The organism is Pediococcus ethanolidurans (genome assembly GCF_964062635.1).
GTDB classification, from domain to species: domain Bacteria; phylum Bacillota; class Bacilli; order Lactobacillales; family Lactobacillaceae; genus Pediococcus; species Pediococcus ethanolidurans.
The window spans coordinates 344692-364100 of sequence record NZ_OZ061250.1; the positions used below are offsets into that span (position 1 = coordinate 344692).

The 19409-nt window shown below is 37.5% G+C and carries 21 protein-coding genes and 1 pseudogene; 5 read left to right on the forward strand and 17 right to left on the reverse strand.

All coding sequences use genetic code 11. From position 1 onward, the window contains the following. Positions 1-174: 174 nt before the first annotated feature. The 4 genes and pseudogenes from AB3219_RS01700 to AB3219_RS01715 all read right to left on the reverse strand — a co-directional run bounded on the left by AB3219_RS01700 (position 175) and on the right by AB3219_RS01715 (position 2468). The gene (locus tag AB3219_RS01700; RefSeq protein WP_311735503.1) at positions 175-1071 is read right to left on the reverse strand and encodes an IS3 family transposase; all 897 of its coding nucleotides are present in this window, start codon (positions 1069-1071) and stop codon (positions 175-177) included. Beyond that, positions 1056-1310 carry a transposase gene (locus tag AB3219_RS01705; protein WP_216754758.1) on the reverse strand — a complete coding sequence of 85 codons (255 nt, stop codon included), beginning with the start codon at positions 1308-1310 and terminating at the stop codon, positions 1056-1058. Before AB3219_RS01705 ends, AB3219_RS01700 begins: the two co-directional genes overlap by 16 nt. 66 nt (positions 1311-1376) lie before the next feature. Then, positions 1377-1727 (reverse strand): annotated as a pseudogene (locus AB3219_RS01710) (CAT RNA binding domain-containing protein); the annotation flags it as partial. Positions 1728-1955: 228 nt separating this feature from the next. After that, a complete protein-coding gene (locus AB3219_RS01715) occupies positions 1956-2468 on the reverse strand; it encodes a TetR/AcrR family transcriptional regulator (protein WP_216754139.1) in 513 nt (170 codons plus the stop codon). 175 nt (positions 2469-2643) lie between these two features. Between AB3219_RS01715 and AB3219_RS01720 the strand changes: the two genes are divergently transcribed. The 3 genes from AB3219_RS01720 to AB3219_RS01730 all read left to right on the forward strand — a co-directional run bounded on the left by AB3219_RS01720 (position 2644) and on the right by AB3219_RS01730 (position 3864). Beyond that, positions 2644-3270: a hemolysin III family protein gene (locus tag AB3219_RS01720; RefSeq protein WP_057807045.1), complete on the forward strand. Its 627-nt coding sequence runs from the start codon at positions 2644-2646 to the stop codon at positions 3268-3270. 31 nt (positions 3271-3301) lie between these two features. Further along, entirely contained in the window at positions 3302-3550 is a 249-nt protein-coding gene (locus AB3219_RS01725; RefSeq protein WP_057807012.1) for a hypothetical protein, read from the forward strand. Positions 3551-3666: 116 nt separating this feature from the next. Continuing rightward, entirely contained in the window at positions 3667-3864 is a 198-nt protein-coding gene (locus tag AB3219_RS01730) for a hypothetical protein (RefSeq protein WP_057807011.1), read from the forward strand. Positions 3865-3908: 44 nt separating this feature from the next. On the opposite strand, the gene ispE is transcribed toward AB3219_RS01730, so the two are convergent. From ispE to AB3219_RS01780, 10 genes are all read right to left on the reverse strand, one after another. Then, positions 3909-4763 (reverse strand): 4-(cytidine 5'-diphospho)-2-C-methyl-D-erythritol kinase, encoded by an 855-nt coding sequence (ispE, locus tag AB3219_RS01735; protein WP_263765945.1) that lies wholly within the window; start codon positions 4761-4763, stop codon positions 3909-3911. 167 nt (positions 4764-4930) lie between these two features. Beyond that, entirely contained in the window at positions 4931-5167 is a 237-nt protein-coding gene (locus AB3219_RS01740) for a Veg family protein (protein WP_057807007.1), read from the reverse strand. A 322-nt stretch (positions 5168-5489) separates the two neighbouring features. Then, positions 5490-6365, reverse strand: a complete 876-nt coding sequence (rsmA, locus tag AB3219_RS01745; RefSeq protein ID WP_216754141.1) for a 16S rRNA (adenine(1518)-N(6)/adenine(1519)-N(6))-dimethyltransferase RsmA — start codon at positions 6363-6365, stop codon at positions 5490-5492. Between the two features lie 9 nt (positions 6366-6374). Continuing rightward, positions 6375-6926, reverse strand: a complete 552-nt coding sequence (gene rnmV, locus AB3219_RS01750) for a ribonuclease M5 (RefSeq protein WP_216754142.1) — start codon at positions 6924-6926, stop codon at positions 6375-6377. Continuing rightward, positions 6913-7698 carry a TatD family hydrolase gene (locus AB3219_RS01755; protein ID WP_216754143.1) on the reverse strand — a complete coding sequence of 262 codons (786 nt, stop codon included), beginning with the start codon at positions 7696-7698 and terminating at the stop codon, positions 6913-6915. The genes rnmV and AB3219_RS01755 overlap by 14 nt, the downstream gene beginning before the upstream one ends. Positions 7699-7798: 100 nt before the next feature. Then, the gene (gene metG / locus AB3219_RS01760) at positions 7799-9829 is read right to left on the reverse strand and encodes a methionine--tRNA ligase (RefSeq protein WP_216754144.1); all 2031 of its coding nucleotides are present in this window, start codon (positions 9827-9829) and stop codon (positions 7799-7801) included. 146 nt (positions 9830-9975) lie between these two features. Then, positions 9976-10824 carry a DUF72 domain-containing protein gene (locus AB3219_RS01765; RefSeq protein WP_216754145.1) on the reverse strand — a complete coding sequence of 283 codons (849 nt, stop codon included), beginning with the start codon at positions 10822-10824 and terminating at the stop codon, positions 9976-9978. A 277-nt stretch (positions 10825-11101) separates the two neighbouring features. Next, positions 11102-12067 (reverse strand): AEC family transporter, encoded by a 966-nt coding sequence (locus AB3219_RS01770; protein WP_216754146.1) that lies wholly within the window; start codon positions 12065-12067, stop codon positions 11102-11104. 57 nt (positions 12068-12124) lie between these two features. Continuing rightward, positions 12125-13516, reverse strand: coding sequence for a class II fumarate hydratase (locus AB3219_RS01775; RefSeq protein ID WP_216754147.1), 1392 nt, complete (start codon positions 13514-13516; stop codon positions 12125-12127). 99 nt (positions 13517-13615) lie between these two features. Beyond that, positions 13616-15244 (reverse strand): malolactic enzyme, encoded by a 1629-nt coding sequence (locus AB3219_RS01780; RefSeq protein WP_216754148.1) that lies wholly within the window; start codon positions 15242-15244, stop codon positions 13616-13618. A gap of 236 nt (positions 15245-15480) precedes the next feature. Between AB3219_RS01780 and AB3219_RS01785 the strand changes: the two genes are divergently transcribed. Both AB3219_RS01785 and AB3219_RS01790 read left to right on the forward strand, forming a co-directional pair. Beyond that, positions 15481-15669, forward strand: a complete 189-nt coding sequence (locus AB3219_RS01785) for a PspC domain-containing protein (protein ID WP_057806989.1) — start codon at positions 15481-15483, stop codon at positions 15667-15669. Positions 15670-15827: 158 nt separating this feature from the next. Next, positions 15828-16703, forward strand: coding sequence for a LysR family transcriptional regulator (locus AB3219_RS01790; RefSeq protein WP_216754149.1), 876 nt, complete (start codon positions 15828-15830; stop codon positions 16701-16703). A 55-nt stretch (positions 16704-16758) separates the two neighbouring features. On the opposite strand, the gene AB3219_RS01795 is transcribed toward AB3219_RS01790, so the two are convergent. The 3 genes from AB3219_RS01795 to AB3219_RS01805 all read right to left on the reverse strand — a co-directional run bounded on the left by AB3219_RS01795 (position 16759) and on the right by AB3219_RS01805 (position 19391). Beyond that, the gene (locus tag AB3219_RS01795; RefSeq protein ID WP_057806985.1) at positions 16759-17082 is read right to left on the reverse strand and encodes a hypothetical protein; all 324 of its coding nucleotides are present in this window, start codon (positions 17080-17082) and stop codon (positions 16759-16761) included. A 100-nt stretch (positions 17083-17182) separates the two neighbouring features. Beyond that, entirely contained in the window at positions 17183-18139 is a 957-nt protein-coding gene (locus tag AB3219_RS01800; RefSeq protein WP_057806983.1) for a hypothetical protein, read from the reverse strand. After that, complete coding sequence (locus tag AB3219_RS01805; RefSeq protein ID WP_260365756.1) at positions 18132-19391, reverse strand: hydroxymethylglutaryl-CoA reductase, degradative; 1260 nt, start codon at positions 19389-19391, stop codon at positions 18132-18134. Before AB3219_RS01805 ends, AB3219_RS01800 begins: the two co-directional genes overlap by 8 nt. Positions 19392-19409 lie beyond the last annotated feature (18 nt).

Below are 19409 nucleotides of genomic sequence, written 5' to 3' on the forward strand. Positions count from 1 at the left end.
GTGGACACTTTTTCATAGAATTTCTTTTTTGATATATTTTTAATTCAGTAACACCATTCGTTAATAATCTCAAGGCAAACCTCTGCGAGGCGCTTCCAGCGGCCTTGACTTATTAACGAATGGTATTGTTAATTTGGCAGGAAGCAATAAATTGCTTCCACACAAAAACACAACTTAAATACTTCCACTTAGAGCTCGTCGTTCTGCCTCATTTGGTGTAATAAAATTAAGGGCTCCATGAATTCTGCGACTATTGTAAAAGCCTTCAATATATTTGAAAAGCTGGATTCTAGCTGATTTAAAATCTTTGTATTTGTCTTTTTGTGGGTAAACATCTTCTTTCTTTAAGGTCGCATGAAATGATTCTATACCTGCATTATCGTATGGACAGCCTTTATGGCTGAAAGAATGTTTGATTTTAAGCTCTTTAAGCCTTGATTCAAACTCGTTACTTGTATATTGAGATCCTAGATCTGTATGAACAATCAGATTACTTGGCTTATATTTAATAATTGCCCGGTTAAGAGTTTTTAGAACTAGTTCATTAGTCATGTTTAAACTAAGATTCCATGAAATAATTTTTTTCGTGTGCAAATCAAGAATTGATGAGAGATACAGCCAACCATCATGCAAGGTGTGAATATAAGTTATGTCTGTTGCCCATTTTTGATTAATTGATTTAGTTGAAAAATCACGATCAATAATATTTTCCCGTTCTTCAATTTTTTGTTTCTTTGGATGCCAAGTATACTTTTTTCGAATGATGGAGCACAATCCTAATTCATGCATTAAATTGCCAATAAATTTTTCAGAAACTTTTTCACCACAATGTTGCAGCTTTTTAGCAATTTTAGGTGCTCCGTAACGACGTCCAGAAGCAAAATAAATTTCTTTAATCAATTTTTTAAAGCGTTTGCGGCGCTTTTCTTGATTCGATACATGACAAATAGAATTTTTATAAAAAGTAGAACGTGGGATCTTAAGGGCGTGACAAACATCACTTATATTGTGATTCTTAGCTGCCTGGTGAGCTGCGGTAATGATTGAGTCTGAAGCTAATTTTTTGCGAATATGGTCAAGACTTTTTTTAAGATTTCATTTTCCTCTTGAATCTTTTGATAAGCTTTTTTCAGTTTGAGATATTCATCCTGGCTGATGCCAGTTTGCTTATCTTTAGAATAACGTTTAATCCAAGCATAAATGTTTTTATCTGAAATACCATATTCGCTAGTAAGATCTTTTACCTTTTCCCCATTTTGATAAAGAGACACAATCATCTTCTTAAAATCAATATCATATTTAGTGGCCATATAGGATATCTCCAATCTTGATAAAGATATTCTACCAAAAGCTGTCCATAATTTATACTAGCTCCAACTTTCATGATAATCATTAGCTTGAATTCGTTTATAAACACCATAAATATGATCACTTAGGGTAATATAAACATAATCCAGAACTGAAAAACCAAAAGTCTTTTGAGCAACATCTACTATTTCATAGGTGGTTGTCACAATATCAATTGGAATATCTTTAAGTAAAAAATATAGATTTTCTTTAGATTCCGCGGTCTCCAAATAAAAAATTTTTTCTACTTGATTAACGTCTACCTGGTCACCTTTCTTTTTCTGAAAGACGATCCCTTTTCCTTTTACAATTGCCTGCCGATTATCATTTAACTTGATCAAGGCCACATTGTTATTAAAAATCTGAACGATGGTCAACATTTTATCATATCCTTTTTTTCAAAAAAAAATGACCGCAAGCAATGAGTTACACTGCTTGTGGTCACGCCTAATCGAATTAGTAACGATCCACAAAAACTTTATCCATGAGTAATTGTAGCCCAATTCTTTCGAAATGTAAACGCTTTATTTAATTTCTTTTCATTTTTAAGTATTAATTCCTTATGCCACAACTATTAGAATGGATAAAATAGCTAAAATAATTCAGTTTTATTTCAAAAATTTCCGACCAATCATGACCATTTCGGCATTGGACTCGACCATATCATCTTTATCCCACTCCACAATCATTTGAGTTAAACCACCTGCCACAAAGGCAATCCACATTTTAGATGCGCGATCCCGAATTTTTAAAACATCCTTATCCACAAGATCCGTAATATAGAATTGCAATTTATCCAAAATAATACCCACTAAATCTGCCTTGATTAAAATGTTTACTGTTCCCCGATGACGACGAATAACCGTAAAAAAGGCATCCAAAAAAGCCGTCATGTCATGATTGTTCATCACCTGAAGGTAGCTAAAGAATTCTTGAAACACTTCATCAAATTGGTATTCCAAGATCTGTTGTTTTGATTTAAAACTTCGATAATATGACATCCGCGATACAGACGCCTGTTTACAAATATCGCTAACTGTCACTTCATCTACTGAGTGGGTCTTCATTAATTCAAATAAGGCCAGCACAATTTTTTGTTTAGTATTCGAACGCTTTGCCATGATTTCCCTCTTTACTTTACTCTTTCTAATATCATACCATTTTCAGAAAAATTAGGTAATTTACAAGTTTTTGATATCATCTAGTTTTAAAAACTAGATGATTAGTATATAATATCTAGTTGAAGTGGAGGAATGCACATTGAAACCAACAACTAATCTAAAGAATCCCCTTTCTATGCATCACAGCCAATTACTAAACGAAATTTGGAGTGCCATTACACATGGTTTAGGCTTCTTTTTAAGTATCGCTGGAACCGTTTTGCTATTAATAAAAGGAATTGGACTTGGCAAACCACTCGATATAGTCGCATACACCATCTACAGCATCAGCCTTTTGGTCCTATTCTTTTCTTCTACTATGTTTCATAGTCTCTATTTCACAAGAGCTAGTCATGTCTTCCAAATATTAGATCATGATAGTATTAATTTTTTAATTGCTGGTACCTACACGCCATACTGTTTGTTGGCAATTCGTGGCGCCTTAGGAATTGTTTTATGTATTGTTATTTGGTTATTAGCCATCTCCGGAATTATTTTTCAATTTTTTGCGGTTGGAAAATTCAAAAAAATTGAAACTTTGATTTATGTACTAATGGGGTGGTTATGCCTAGTGGGTGCAAAACAGCTCTATGAAAGCTTAGGTATTGTTGGAATCAGCCTGCTTGTAGCCGGTGGTATTGCTTTTTCCTTAGGTGGTTTAATTTACAACATTCCTCACGTAAAATATGTCCATGTTTGGTGGCATATTTTAGTTTTGGTAGGCGCCGCACTCATGTATTTTTCCATTTTGCTGTATATTTAGGGTACAACAATGTATGGGAGGGTAAATTTAGATGAAGCGACCTAATAACCAATTTATGCTCATTCAGTATCTGTTTGGCTATGTGATTATGGCCTATTTTCTCTATAAATTTGGGTTTCCAATTTCGCTGATCATTATCTTAATTGCCGTTAGTTTAAGTTTGGCCGGTGGATCAATGTATTTATCACGTCATTTTTCTTGGCTAAACCTTGGTCTAATGCTTCTGGTGATTCTGATTGGCACCGGACTCTTATTTATGATTTTCAGAAGTTATTATTAAACAATCAGTCGAAGCTGAAAGCGTTTGCAAAAGGCTGATATCGATGCTATACTTTAGTTAATAATGTGGAAATAATTGTTTAATTAGATTTGTAAACTTGAATGAAGGCGATTGTGATGAATGCTAACCTCATAATTGGTGTAGTAGCTATCTTGATTGGTTTGTTTCAGTTTTACAGTGTTCACAAGAGTTGGAAAACATTACGTGTCAGTATGAATAGTCACTCATCTCTATTTATGCCATTTGCAATTTGGTACAGTATCTTTTTTGGCTTAATCTTTATCGGCCTTGGCATTTCCGCATTATTAGCTTAAAAAATAGAGAATTGACCAATTTAAATTCATTGGCAATTCTCTTTTTAATTTACCGGTCTCACAAGATAAACTTCAGGACAAAATCCTTTCAAGCTATTCACTAAATGCTGAGCACGACTTTCTTTGCGACAAATTCCAAATACGGTCGGCCCTGTACCGCTCATTTGTGCTGCTTCAGCACCATAACGAAGAATCCGGTCCTTTAACTGAAGAATTTGAGGATGCATCTGTCCGGTCACCGGTTCAAGAACATTTCCCACATTCGCACAGATTTTTGTAAAATCATTCTGCTTAATGGCGTCTAAAATGCCCTCGATTTCCAAATGGTCTAAACTTTTATGATCAATCTGTCTCAAGATTTTTGGTGTTGAAACACTCAGCTTAGGTTTAGCAATCACAAAGTACATTGCCGGTAGTTGTCTTAAAAGCTGAATCCTTTCGCCTTTTCCATAAACATAGGCCGTTTGACTATACACACAGTAAGGCACATCAGAATCAATTTGCAACCCCAACTCTGCCAACTGTTTTTTAGAAACACCAAGATTCCATAAATTATTCAACCCGCGTAAAACCGCAGCAGCATCTGATGAACCGCCGCCCATTCCTGCCGCAACGGGAATATTTTTTTTAATTCGAATTTTTGCACCTGCCTGAACATGAAATTCATGTTGCAATAATTTTGCCGCTTGATAGGCCAAATTACGACTGTCATTTGGTAAAAACCCGGTATCTGTATGCACACTAATAGCACGTTTCCCAGGTTTTGTTTCAATTTTAACGTAGTCGGCAAGATCCACCGAGGTCATTACCATGTTCCACTCTTGAAGCCCATCCGCATGATTATATGGGGTATCCAAAAACAAATTTAGTTTGGCCGGGGCTTTTTCTGTTGTCTCCATGCAATCACCTTGTTTATTAATCCTGTATTTTATCACAATTATACTTAAAAAAACGGTAAAGTACCAGTGTTGCATAAAAAGCCCAGTTTTTTTGTCTAATCTTACTTTCTCCAAAGGGACTAATTAAATTTAGGCAAAATAAAAAGACCTTCGCGGTCCGATTATTTTTAATCTTCAAATGCGATTTCGATATTCTTAGTTAGAATATCGGTATAGCTGTATGATACCCGTTCGAAAGAATTTTCATCCTGATCTAAATCAACCACGAAAACCGCTGGATAAGTTTTGTGGAGAATTCCATGACGCTTCGTAATCTTCTTACGACCAGCTTGGGCAACAACCATCATTTCTTCTCCAACTTTGTTGTCTAGCTTTGACTTAATTGTGGCTAGTGTGTTTGGCATTGGCTTCACCTTCCCATGTGAAACATTGTAACATAGTTTCACAAAAAACGCAAATTATACCACAACGTTCAGTGAGCTGCAACCGCTATTTTTAAAACAACATGTTTTATGTTACTTCCAGGACAGCTCGGCAAGTCTGAAGGGAAAACCTAAGCTCAACTCTCCCAGAATAGCGATCCCGCCATCCGTCTCTTCTCTTTTTTCTTTCTCATGCCCTAGGACAGCTCGGCAAGTCTGAAGGGCAAACCTAAGGCCAACTCCCGCGGGATCGCGATCCCGCATCCGTTGACCTTAGGTTTGCCCTTCTATCGACTTACCTCGCTCACTTTTCTAATTCATTCGTCAACCTTATAAAATCAACAACCGTCAATCTTTCTGGTCTTATTCCTGGTTTGATACTCAGTTTCTCTAACACCTTAGTTAAACTTTCTTTCACTTCCGGCGTCTTACCATACATGCCCAACAAATTGTTCCACAACGTCTTTCTTCTATGCGCAAAACAAGCATGCACCGTCTTAAAAAACGCATCTCGTGAATTGGGTTGCACTGGCCACGGCTCCCTTTTTGTTAACTTCACAATCGTCGAATCCACATTAGGCTGTGGCATAAAAGCTGTTCTTGGTACCTCAAATTCCACATTCACATTCATATCAAGCTGTACCGCCACACTCAATGAGCCATATTCTTTATTGCCAGGCTGTGCATTTAATCTATCCGCAACCTCTTTTTGCATCATCACCACAATTTGATCCAGTTCCAAAGAACTTTGCAACAAACCCTTTAGAATTGGTGTTGTAATATAGTACGGTAAATTTGCCACCACTTTTAAGGTATGGTTACCATCCAAATTTTCTGCCACAACTTTGGGTAAATCAGCCTTCAAAATATCCGCATTCACAATCGTGATATTTTCGTAGGGATCCAGAGTTTCATCCAAAACATCAAGTAAATTTTCGTCAATTTCAAACGCCAAAACATGGTGTGCATGACGAGCCAGTTGCTCCGTCAGCGCACCAATTCCTGGGCCAACTTCAATCACATCGTCCGCATCAGAAATGTCAGCAGCTGCCACAATATCTTTTAGGATTTGTGGTCGCGTCAAAAAGTTTTGACCCAAACTCTTTTTGGCATTTAACCGATAACGTTCTAAAATTGCCCGCGTTCGAATTGGATCCGCAATATCTATGTGTTCTGTCATTTTTTCTCCCTATTTTTGATCTAATTGGTCAACAGCAGCTTGAAAAGCTTTTCGACTTATTTGAAACAGCTGTAACCTCTTAACTAATTGTTTACCGTTAACATATCCAATATTCAAGAGCTCGCATAACTCCATACGGCGTTGTTTCGCATGCGTTCCTGCAATTAGATCTGCATCCAGTAAATCATCCCTCGTAATTTGCAACGACGCATCAGCAGCTTCCGTGTACACTTTACCTAGCGCTTCGCGAATCACTTCAGGTGTTGCGTGTTCTACACCTAAACTTCCTTTTTTACTTGGCACAGCATCTTTTCTGGCCAAAAATGCATGTTTAACTTCAGGGACTTCAGCCGAAATGGTCTTACGAATTTTCTCACCCGAAAAATCAGGATCAGTAAACACAATTACACCCCGTTCTGCTTGTAAACGACGAATTTGTTCGATCGTTTCCTCAGAAATGGCAGAACCTCGTGTTTCCAACGTATCTGCATTCACAGCTTTTTTTATGCGTACCGTGTCATCCTTACCTTCAACAACAATAACTTCTTTAATTTTTTTCATCATCATTTACCTTATAAAATTGTTTGGCATTTTCGTAGGTTGCCTTTCCTGTCACATCAGGATTCTCATCACGTAGACGGGCTAAAGCTTCAACCACATACAACGTGTAAGCAGGTTCGTTTTGTTTCCCCCGAAAGGGAATTGGTGCTAGATAAGGGGCGTCCGTTTCCGCCATAATGCGATCTGCCGGTGTTGCCTGAACTGATTTATGAACATCATGTGCCGAGTTAAAGCTGGCCACACCACTGTAAGAGATATGCATCCCCAACTCTAGAAATTTGTTTAGCCACTCAGGATCACCATTAAAACTATGCATGACACCGCCAAAATTTTCTACATGTGCATTCTTCAAGATGGCATACGTATCTTCAAAAGCGTCACGATTATGAATAGCAACTGGTATATGAAATTTACTAGCCAATTCAAGTTGTTCTTCAAAGACACGACGCTGAATTTTTCGAGGTGAATTTGTCTCATAATAATCCAATCCAATTTCACCAAGAGCTACTACCTTAGAATCTTGTAATTGATTCCGTAAAACTTCTGCTTGCGTTTCATGGAAATATTTAGAATCTTCTGGATGCCAGCCAACTACTGCGTAAACATCATCATATTGATGAGCCAGTTTGATTGCAGACGCATTAAACTCGGCATTTGAACCCACCATCGCCATCTTTTCAACACCTAGTTTATGTGCATGCTCGAGATAAGCTTTTTCATGTCCCAAAAAAGCTGGATCATTTAAATGGGTATGTGAATCAAATAATTGCATAGTTACCTCCAACTATCAAAAACCAACCCAAGACGCCGCTAACTGTTCACTTAGTCTTAGATTGGTTTTTACAATATCATCGTGTTCTTATAAAACTAACTTATTCGACTCCGGAACCATTTACTAAACTAGTTGGAACTTCGACAACTTGAATATGACCATCATGTTCAGCTGATAGCAACATGCCTTGACTAAGTTCACCACGCATTTTACGGGGTTTTAAGTTAGCCACAATCAAAACTTTTTTACCCACTAAAACACTTGGATCTGGATAATATTCTGCAATTCCAGACAGAATTTGACGGTCGCCCTTATCTCCAGCATCTAGCTTGAATTTCAAAAGTTTATCAGCACCTTGAACATGGTCAACCGACTTAATTTCAGCAACTTTAAGTTCAACTTTATCAAAAGCTTCAATTCGAATTGGTTTCTTAGTTAAATTAAGTTCAGCTTCGTTTTCAGTTTGAACTGCCTTTTTAGCTTCTTCCATTGCAGCTCGTCCCTTTTTCTTGTCTGTTTTGGTCATCTGAGCCTTGATAAATTCAACTTCTTCTTTAGCATCCAATCGAGGGAAAATTGGTGTTCCCTTTGCCACAACCTTAGTTCCGGCAGGAATAGTACCAAATTTCAAATCAGCTAAATTAACTGTTTGTGCCGCTAATCCTAATTGATCTAAAATTTTAGTAGGTGCTTGAGTCAAGATTGGTTGAAGTAAATGAGCTAACAAACGTAAGCTCTCTGCCAAATGGTTCATCACACTGCCCAACTTTACTTGATCACTTGCATCGTCACTTTTAGCTAATACCCATGGTTGTGTTTCATCAATATATTTATTCGAGCGACTAACTAATTTCCAGATTTCAGAAAGTGCGTCAGAAAAGTGTAACGAGTTCATTAATTCTCGATAGTTTGTAATAACAGTTGCAGCCGTACTCTCTAAATCCTCATCAAAGGCTGTTACACCGGACTTAAAGGTTGGAATAACGCCACCTTCATACTTGTTGATCATTGCTACTGTACGGTTCAACAAGTTACCAAGATCATTAGCTAAATCGTAATTAATTTTGTCTACGAAATCTTCAGGCGTAAATACCCCATCGTTACCATATGGCATTGCTTTTAATAGATAATAACGTAGAGCATCCAAGCCATAACGTTTTACCAAAGTTTCAGGATAAATAACATTTCCCTTAGATTTAGACATTTTACCGTCTTTCATCAACAACCAGCCATGACCCACAACGTGTTTGGGTAGTTGTAAACCAAGCGCATGCAACATAATTGGCCAATAAATCGTGTGGAAACGCACAATTTCTTTACCTACCATATGAACATCTGCTGGCCAATACTTATCAAAATTACTCTGATCAGCACTACCATAGCCTAACGCCGTAATATAGTTTGACAACGCATCAATCCAAACATAAACCACATGTTTAGGATTGTTTTTAACTTTTACTCCCCAATTGAAGGTGGTTCGTGAAACAGCTAAGTCTTCCAAACCAGGTTTGATAAAGTTATTAATCATTTCATTCATTCGCGTTGCAGGTTGAATAAAGTCTGGATGCTCCTTATAATATTGCAACAACCAGTCGGCATACTTACTCATTTTGAAGAAATAAGATTCTTCTTTAACTTTTTGAACCTCATGACCAGATGGTGCCTTACCACCAATTACCTTACCATTTTCATCACGGTAAACTTCTGCTAATTGTGTTTCGGTGAAATACTCTTCATCTGAAACAGAATACCAGCCTTCGTATTCACCTAAATAGATGTCACCACTATCTTCTAATTTTTGGAAGATTTCTTGAACGGCTTTTTCATGATAATCATCGGTTGTCCGAATAAACTTTGTATTGGAAATATCCAAAAGTTTCCAAAGCTTTTTAATACCATCTGCCATACCATCTACGTATGCTTTAGGAGTTGTATTTAAGGCTTCTGCTTTTTGTTCGATTTTCAAGCCATGTTCGTCAGTTCCCGTTAAGAAGAAAACATCCTTTCCTTCTAATCGTTGAAACCGGGCCTCTGCATCACACGCAATTGTTGTGTATGAGTTCCCGATATGTAGCTTTCCCGACGGATAATAAATTGGTGTTGTTATATAGTAAGTAGGTTTGTCTGCCATTGAAGATTTCCTTCCTAGTTCCAATATTTTTAGTTTATATTGATAATTTTAATTTAGAATGTCTTAACTTTAAGTATATCACAATGAAACGCTACGCAAAGGCTGTTTCATCCGTTTAATTCGCAGTAACTTATTTTTTTACGTCATTAAAATAGTCCGAGTTGTAATGGTCCCAAACCATCAAAATTGATTCCCAATATTTCTTTCAATCTGAGTGCATTTCCAGCCGCATCTCTACCGCCATTATTATTAAAGATTATACAAACTTCTTCTGCTTGTAATTCTAATTTTTGAGCTAATTTCGCGAAGGTTTGCAGTTCTGCTTCAGAATACTTATACAAAGTCCGTTTTTTCCGCCAGTCTGGTCCTTTTTCAACCCAACCTTTAGCGTTTTGTCCGTGTAATCGGAGCACAGCCAAATCTTGATTTGTCACTGTCTCAACTAATGGAACACCATTGGGTACCGAACTCGGTTCATCAACCGCCACATGACTCATACCTAATTTTTTTAAATAAAGTATGGTTTCATCACGAACGGCCGGGTCATACCAACTTGGATTACGAAATTCCACGGCAATCGGCAAATCACTCATTAGTACCCGCACATCCCGCAAATAACGAATATTATTCATCTCACAATTAAAATAAGGTGGAAATTGAAATAAAACCGTTTTTAGTTGATCTTTTTTAACTAACGGGCGGACCATTTTGCGAAACTCGGTAAACACAAGACGATGTTCATCCGATAGGTACTCATCAACATCTACACCGTCGTGTAAAGTCATTAGTTTATTTGCTTTAATGATAAATTGAAATTTTTCTGGAACTGATTTTTGCCAATTTTCTACTGTTGATACCCTTGGCACGCCATAAAACGAAGTGTCCACTTCTACAACTGGAAAATAGCCTGCATATTCAGTTAATTCAACTTTTCGATCTTCATGATTTATAAGTGCCGGATGATCCGTCCAGGTTGTGAGTCCAATTGTAATCAATTTTTACGCCTCAATTTGTTGATATTTTAAGCCTAGTCTATCACAACTTTAGGGTTCAAAAAATAGTCTGCTCCGACGTTACAAGTGTCAGGGCCGACTATTTTTGAATGCTTTTTTATTTTTAGATGGTAAAGTGTTCTATTTTTATAGCCGAAACGTGTTCAAGAGAGCAGCTTCCTCCGCTTAGCTACAGAACCCCAACGATTCCTAAACCGAATCATTGGGGCTCTTAAGCTATGCTCAGAAGCTATTCGCTCTCTTGAACACTCTGCTTTTTTTATACAAACTGAATCAAACTCATCACAATCGGTACCACCACAATAAAGAGAATCGTACTCGTCGTCACCAAGTTTGTCGCGTACTCCACATCTCCATGCGATTCATTCGCCAAAATTGGCATTACCGCCAAACCTGGAGCCGCCGCCTGCACTATCAACGTCTGCATTTCCATCGTTGGAATTGCATGCCCCATACTTGCACCCCACATAATCAACATCGTGATCACAATCGGTGACAACACAAAACGACCCAACAACGCAAAAATCGTATCCCTATCAAACTTAATACTCTTCAATCCAGCATCCGCCAACACAATTCCAATATAAATCAATGATAGCGGTGTAACCAAATTACCGACATAAGACAACGTGTTATTTGCCCAATCAGGCACCGGCAAACTCAAAACCAACCAAACCAACGCAACCAAGAATCCTAACAATGGTGGTGGCAAAAGTTTCTTCCAGTTAAAATTACCAGAACCTTTTTCACCCTTTTTCTTCGTTGGATCATCATTTGAGATCAAGAATACACCAAATGCCCAAGTCGAAACCGTATTAGTCACATAATAAACTAAGAAATATGGCAAACTAATCGAACCAAACAAAGCAATATTCAATGGCAAACCAATAAAAATTGTGTTTGCATTCACAACTGTATTCATGAAAATTCCACGACGTCCCGGACGTACACGCAAAACCTTAACAGCTAGCCAAGCAATAATATACCCAATAATGACGCCGCCAAACGAATAAATTAATCCGCTTGAGAGGCTAATCAATTTGTGTAAAGTTAAATACTTCATTACCGACACAAAAATTGACGCTGGTAATGCCACATTCATAATTAATTTTGAAATACTACCACTAAAGTTATCATCAAACCAGCCAATTCGGCGAAGTAAATAACCTAGGACCATCATTAGTAAAATTGTTACAATGCTTTCAACGGAAGTTATAAAAGCCATGATAAACCTTCTTTCACTTAGGAAATCTAATTTTATTTTTTTATTTGAATTTAAAATTTATTTTTGTTGCTTATTAATTCCTGTCATTTTTACCGGATCAACCCACGCATCATACTGTTTAGCCGTGACTTTTCCCGATTGAATTGCGGCCTGACGTAATGTACTACCATCTTTTTGAGCCTGTTGGGCAATCTTGGCACTAGCATGGTAACCAATATGCGGAGATAAGGCCGTTACCATCATCAAAGAACGATCAACCAATTCTTTCATTCGATCCTGATTAACTGTCAATCCAGCAATCATTAAATCAGTAAAATTAGTCATTGTTCCCGTCAATAGAGTTGCAGACTCAAGAAAAGTACTGATAATCACTGGTTTATAGACATTCATTTCAAAATTTCCTTGACTAGCTGCTAACGAAATCACAACGTCATTTCCAATTACGCGAACGGCTGCCATTGTAATGGCCTCTGCCTGGGTGGGATTCACTTTACCCGGCATAATTGATGAACCCGGTTCATTAGCCGGAATCCTTATTTCGCCATAGCCTGCTCGTGGCCCACTCGCTAAGAAACGCACATCATTAGCAATCTTTATTAAATCGCTTGCTAAGGTCTTCATAGCTCCATGAACAACATTCAAGCTGGAATGCGCAGCCAATCCATAAAACTTATTGGTATCAGCCGTGAAGTCGATTCCATAAACGGCACTCATTTTTTGCGCAACCTGTTCTGCAAAATGAGGTGCTGCATTCAGTCCCGTACCAACTGCTGTACCACCGATTGCTAACTCATTTAACGTACCACTTAGCTCTTTTAAGTATCTCAAATCGTGCTCCAACATACTCTTCCAACCACTAATTTCCTGGCCAAAAGTTATTGGTGTGGCATCCTGTAAGTGCGTTCGACCAATTTTGACAACTTGCCAAAATTCTTTTTGTTTAGCAGCTAATTTATCAATTAAATGCTGCACTGCATTCTCCAATTTTTCAATTGAAAACGCCGCAGTAATATTCATTGCTGTTGGAAAAATATCATTTGAGCTTTGACCATGATTAACATCATCGTTAGGCAAAATTTCCACTTTTGAATTCAGTCTCTTAGCCATGTTTGCCACAACTTCATTTACATTCATATTAGTCTGCGTACCCGAACCAGTTTGATAAACAACCAACGGAAAATCTTTTCGCAACTGATCATCATCCAGACTAAGTAACTGATTTATTGCCGTAACAATTAAGGTCGCTTTTTCTGAAGAAATTGCTCCCGCATCCTCATTGGCAACGGCTGACGCTTTTTTCAGTTGAAGTAGCACTTTAATCAGTACCAGAGGAATTTTTTCACCAGTAGAGAAATTCTGTAGGCTTCTCTGTGTTTGAGCTCCCCACAGTGCATCTACTGGGACTTTAACAGGCCCCAAGGTATCCTCTTCTATTCGATAATCTGACAAGATATAGCCCCCTATTTGCTAAACTACTTTAGGTTGCCAATTATAAAACAATTTATACGTTATACCTTCAATTAACTTAAAAATGATTATTCAAACTGTTTAATATTTTGGTTCCCATTTCATATCGGTAATTGCCTTATCAACATCTGAAATGGATTCTTTATTTAGTTTTTGATCAACCGCACTTTGAGCTACGGCCTTAGCAACCGTGTATGAGAATTGGTCAAGTTTAGAAACAGGAGGTAAAACTGCAGCTCCTGGTTTACTACCATCAACAATTCCACCTAAGGAATGGGCAGCCTTTGAAATCATTTCATCATTTAAAACTTTAGCAGTTGAAGCAATCACACCTAAACCTAAACCAGGATATACTAACGCATTGTTGGCTTGGCCAATCTGGTAACTAACATCCTTATATTCCACATCAGCAGCTGGAATACCAGTAGCTACAAGTGCCTTTCCATCACTCCATTTGATCAAATCTTCTGCTTTTGCTTCTGCAAGTTTAGTTGGATTTGATAATGGGAAAATAATTGGACGCTCTGTATGAGCAGCCATTTCTTTCACGATGGCTTCTGTAAAGGTTCCAGGTTGTGTTGAAGTTCCTACCAAAATAGTTGGGTGAACAGCTTTAACAGCAGCTTCTAAGGTTGTTAACTCATCAGCGTTCGCAAATTCCGAGCGGGAACGCGCAAATGGTTTTTGCTCTGGTGTCAATGTTTCATCATCATCAAATAACAAGCCTTGCTTATCAACTAAATAGAAATGTTTTTTAGCTTCTGCCTCTGATAAACCTTGTTGCAAAAATTCATCGTAAATTCGTTTTGTAATTCCTGCACCGGCAGTTCCCGCACCAAATGATAGATAAACTTGATCGGTCATTTTTTGTTTAGAAACATTTAAAGCACCAAGAATCCCTGCCAAAACAATAATTCCAGTTCCCTGAATATCATCATTGAACGTGGTGATTTGATCCTTATACTTATTTAAAATATTAGCTGCGTTACCACGGCCAAAATCTTCAAAGTGAAGGTATAACTTAGGGAACAAATCTTCAGCAGTTTTTACAAATTGATCAACAAATTCATAATAACGGTCACCTGTAACGCGTTCGTGACGATTGCCAAGATACATTGGATTCTTCAATAGATCTTGGTTGTTAGTTCCTACATCAAGTACAACTGGCATCACTTGACTTGGATCAATTCCAGCTGCAGCTGTGTAAACCATCAACTTACCAACGGAAATATCAACACCGTTTGTTCCCCAATCACCAATGCCCAAGATTCCTTCCGCATCAGTAACCACAATTAAACGAATGTCACGGCCGTCAGCTGCATTCTTTAATGAAGCTTTCATGCTATTTGGATCATCAATTGACAAGAAAACTGCATTTTGTGATTGAATAAATAATTCACTATAGTTTTCGATAGTGTCTGCAATCGTTGGATCATAAACGATTGGCATAAATTCAACGACGTGCTGACTGAATAACTTATAAAATAAAACACGATTTTCATTGAAAATTTCCATCAAGAAAATTCTCTTTTCTAAATCACTTGCTTTACTCTGAAACTGGGCATACGTTTGAGTAACCTGCTCGTCTAATGTTTGTACATAAGGTGGTAGTAACCCAACCAAACCAAGTGACTGACGTTCTTTTTCGGTAAATGCTGTTCCTTTATTTAAAAAAGGATTGTTTAAAATCTCTACTGGACTCTTTGTCATATTAATAACCTCCAATTACTTACTTTTTGTATCAACGCAAGCTAGTCTACATGCTTAGGAAAACTATAGTCAAATCTGTAAGAAAGTATTAAGAATATTAATAGTTGTTAGTTAAAACGGCAAAGGTACGCGGTTTATCATCTTTATAATTTTTTAGTACTTTTGAATAGGATTTAATAGTCCAAAAAGTTATAATAAAAGTGGTAAAAGTCTTTGTCAAAAGGGGAGGGTTCAACATGACAAAAAAACTTACAAAATCTTCAGATAAAATGATTGCTGGCGTGATTGGTGGCTTTGCAGAATATCTAGGTGTTGATAAAACACTATTACGCGTGATTTATGCAGCTATTTCAATTCCCGGTTTTATCCCATGCATTATCTTATATTTGGTGGCTGCATGGGTAATGCCTGAAAAGAATCAATAATCAAGACTAGTTTGATTATTCTTTTTGGTTATTAAAAACTTAGTGTTGCTATTTAACTCTGAATTAAAAAGCTAACTATGATGATTTTTAAGTTTTAATCACTCGTAGTTAGCTATTTCAATTTATTCAAAAACTTAGGAAACAATCAGAGGCAGTTTATGAATATTAAAGACTTTGAATACTTTCAAGCAATGGTAAAAGAACGCAATTTTTCTCGTGTAGCAACGGCATTTAACGTTAGCCAACCGACAATTAGTACCGCCATAAAGCGTTTGGAAACCAAATTTCAAACACAATTGTTTGTTCGTGACGCCAGTCAGCATAAGCTAACCACTACAATGAGTGGCCAACAACTTGCCGAACATACAGACATCATTCTTGATCAAGTAAATGTGGCTCAAAATGAAATTCGGAATATTAACACTGGAAAAATAATTTTAGGTTTACCACCAGTCATCAGCCAATCATACTTTCCAAAGATTGCGGCTGAGTTATCCAAACAAAACTTATTAACCCAAATTGTGCCTGTTGAACATGGTTCCGCCGAGTTACTAAAGCTACTTTTAAATGGAACTCTAGATATGGCTTTGGTGGGATCGGTTGAACCCTTTGATTCAGCACGCTTGTTCAGCCAAACCTTTGCCAAAACCAAATTTCATATCATTGTCAGCAAAAAAAGTGAATTGGCACATCAAGGTAAGGTTTGGTTACGTGATCTTAAAAATAGAGACTTTATCACGTTTGGTAGCAGCTTCGTACATGCCGAAGCTCTAAAACAACTCAGTCATGCTAACCATTTTCGGCCGCAAATTATTTACAAAAGTAATGACCCACAAGTTATTCAGGGAATGGTCGAAAAAAACGTGGGAATTGGTTTTCTGGCTGAGTCGGCGATCACTAATCCTAACGTTGTTACATTAGAATTATTAGATGATCCCCAACCTGAGTTTTATATGAGTTTGGCTTATCGAACCAATCACCTCTTATCACCGGTGCAGCAAAAAGTCGCCAATATTTGTCTCCAAATAAGTTAAAAAACAACCTTAATTTGTTCTATGAAGTGAACAAACTAGAAGTTGCTTTTTTAATTTAATATCTTTCAAACTGTCGGATAACCAAAATTTCATCTTCTGATAACTGCCCACCTAAATGGCCAATCAAGTTGCGCCCAGCGTTACGATAATTTTTCCGAATTTGTGTAAAACACAGGTCAATAATCGCAATCAAGAAAGTAACAACCATCGCACTATTTTGGGTTAGAACCGTTCCAAACAAATTAACCGTGGTCCCACTTAACACCGTTCTCAAAAATGCATAAATCATGATTAAATCTATGACAACTTGAAAACGCGTCAAGTCGCGCATTCGATTTTTCAATTTAACAAGTTGCTGAAAAACGTTTTGACGTGTCATGGCTCAAATCTCCTTTAATCAAAAATCTCGCTTATCGCCATCTGGATCCTATCTTTAGTTTAGGCTAAATGGAAGTTTAGGTAAACTATTTGATTTCTCGTTATCGAACTGAATATGGTAAGTTCAACTGCTCAAATAAATCTTTGATCGACATACCATACATGTGTTTAAAAAATACTTCCGATTTATTTTGTGGTGGTGTTGGTAAAACAAATGCGTTTTGTTGATCCGTTACCCCAATTCCGATATAAGCTCTTTGCTTAGTTGCTTTATCTTGAATTTCTGAATGTGAAATTTGAAAAAGTTGACGCACTTCTAAGCGTAACTGACGGTTACTAAAGACACTACCTAACGTCACAAATTCTTTGCCACCTACTGTTGGTAAATTCCATCTTTCAAGTTGCGCATCAAAAGCTTCAAACGCCTTAACTACCGTCCTTCGAAGTGCAAACGGTGAATCAACTGGCTTTTGAATCAATTCTTGATACACCTTTTGTGCGCCTTGCAAAGAGATTGGATAGTCAAGCTGAAATTGATCAGCAACTTTATCAAAATCATTACCATAGAAGACTAACGCATCCAAAAGTGTGAGTAATCGTAAATGCATCATGCCATCCATTTTGCCTTTTTCTTCAGGTTTGATGGTCTGTTGAACTCCTTTTAAATATTCAGTCTGAACTTCATTAGTCAATAGGCCATGGCTTTTTTGCCAATTATAAATATTCAAATGAGTAACTGTATCGTATAAAGTGGTCGTCACAATCATTAATTGCTCGTCAAAGTCCTGGTGCCCACTTGTTAAATTAAAAGAAATCATCGGATAGCCAGTTGCATCCAATAACGCATGTCGTAATTCATGTGAAACCGTATAATTCGGTGCTGTAATATCTTTAACATGAATGATTAAGTCGCCGTTTTGCCAACTTTGATAGGATTGATCATACCGGACATACCCAGATTTCTCTGTGCCATAATCAAATGTCACTTCCCCAGAAATTTTCTCATTAACTTCATCTAATAACTCTTTTACTTCACTATTAAGTTTAATGTCACTCATTATTTTCTCCTCGCAACTCTTTTAAAATCTGCCGTGCTGTTTGTTGGTCCATTACAGGTGCACTTTCTAATTTTGCTTGTGCATCTGCTAACTCCGCTGTTGTTGCACCTACACTTAACAATAGTGATTTTGCTTGCAAATGCATATGACCACGCTGAATTCCCTCTGAAACTAAGGCTTTTAAGGCCGCCAAATTCTGCGCTAGTCCAACGCTTACCAAAACTTCTTCTAATTCTTTTGCTGTACTTACCTGCAAAATTCGATGATTGAGTTGCGCTTTTTGATTGAGTTTAATTGATCCACCAACAAACCCCACCGGTAAAGGTAGTGTTAAGTTTCCTATCAAAAAATCATTTTCAATTTGCCAACAACTTAATCCCCGATAGTGACCATCTCGAGCAGCATATGCATGAACACTACTTTCGATTGCACGCCAATCGTTTCCAGAAGCCATTACTACCACATCTATGCCATTCATGATTCCTTTGTTGTGCGTTGCCGCCCGATAAGGATCTACCTGAGCTGCCTCACTAGCGAGAACTATGCGCTGTGCTACTTCCTTACCATTCAGTTGCTTTGTGGTCAAAACCTTCACTGGAATTCGGCAGGTTGCCGTTGCTAAACATTCATCAGCTAAATTACTTAAAATAGCCATCAAACTGGTTTGCCCCAACTTGACCTGTAAAAGCTTTGCGACAGCCTCCAACATGGCATTAATCATATTAGCGCCCATGGCCTCTTTTGTATCAATAAAAATATCTAACGAAATAAATTGATGTGCTAATTTTCTCACACGGATTTTTTTTGCGCCACCACCACGTTTTACAATTGAAGGATGAGCATCATTTGCCGTTTGTAAAATTTCTGGTTTGTACTGCAACAAGCGCTGCGTCAATTGAACTGGTTTCTGAACATTTGCCATTAAAACTTGTCCCATCATCAACCGTTCGGTAGTTGAAGCTTGGATCCCTCCCCCCGCTGCTATTATTTTAGCGCCATTGCTGGCAGCTGCGATCACGGAAGGTTCCTCTGTTGCCATTGGGACCACTTTTTCTTTACCATTAATTTTGAAATTAACGGCAACGCCTTCTGGTATTGAAAAATCCATCAAATAATTCTCGATAGTTTGATTACCAAGTGTCGCCGTTTTTCCAGTAATCAAAGCTTCATCGACATCAGTTAAACCCAGTTTTTCTTTCAACATTGCCAGCCGTTGTTCATAATTTTGTTTATAAAAAGGTGTTAAGTTCATGAATTATTTCTCCTAAAA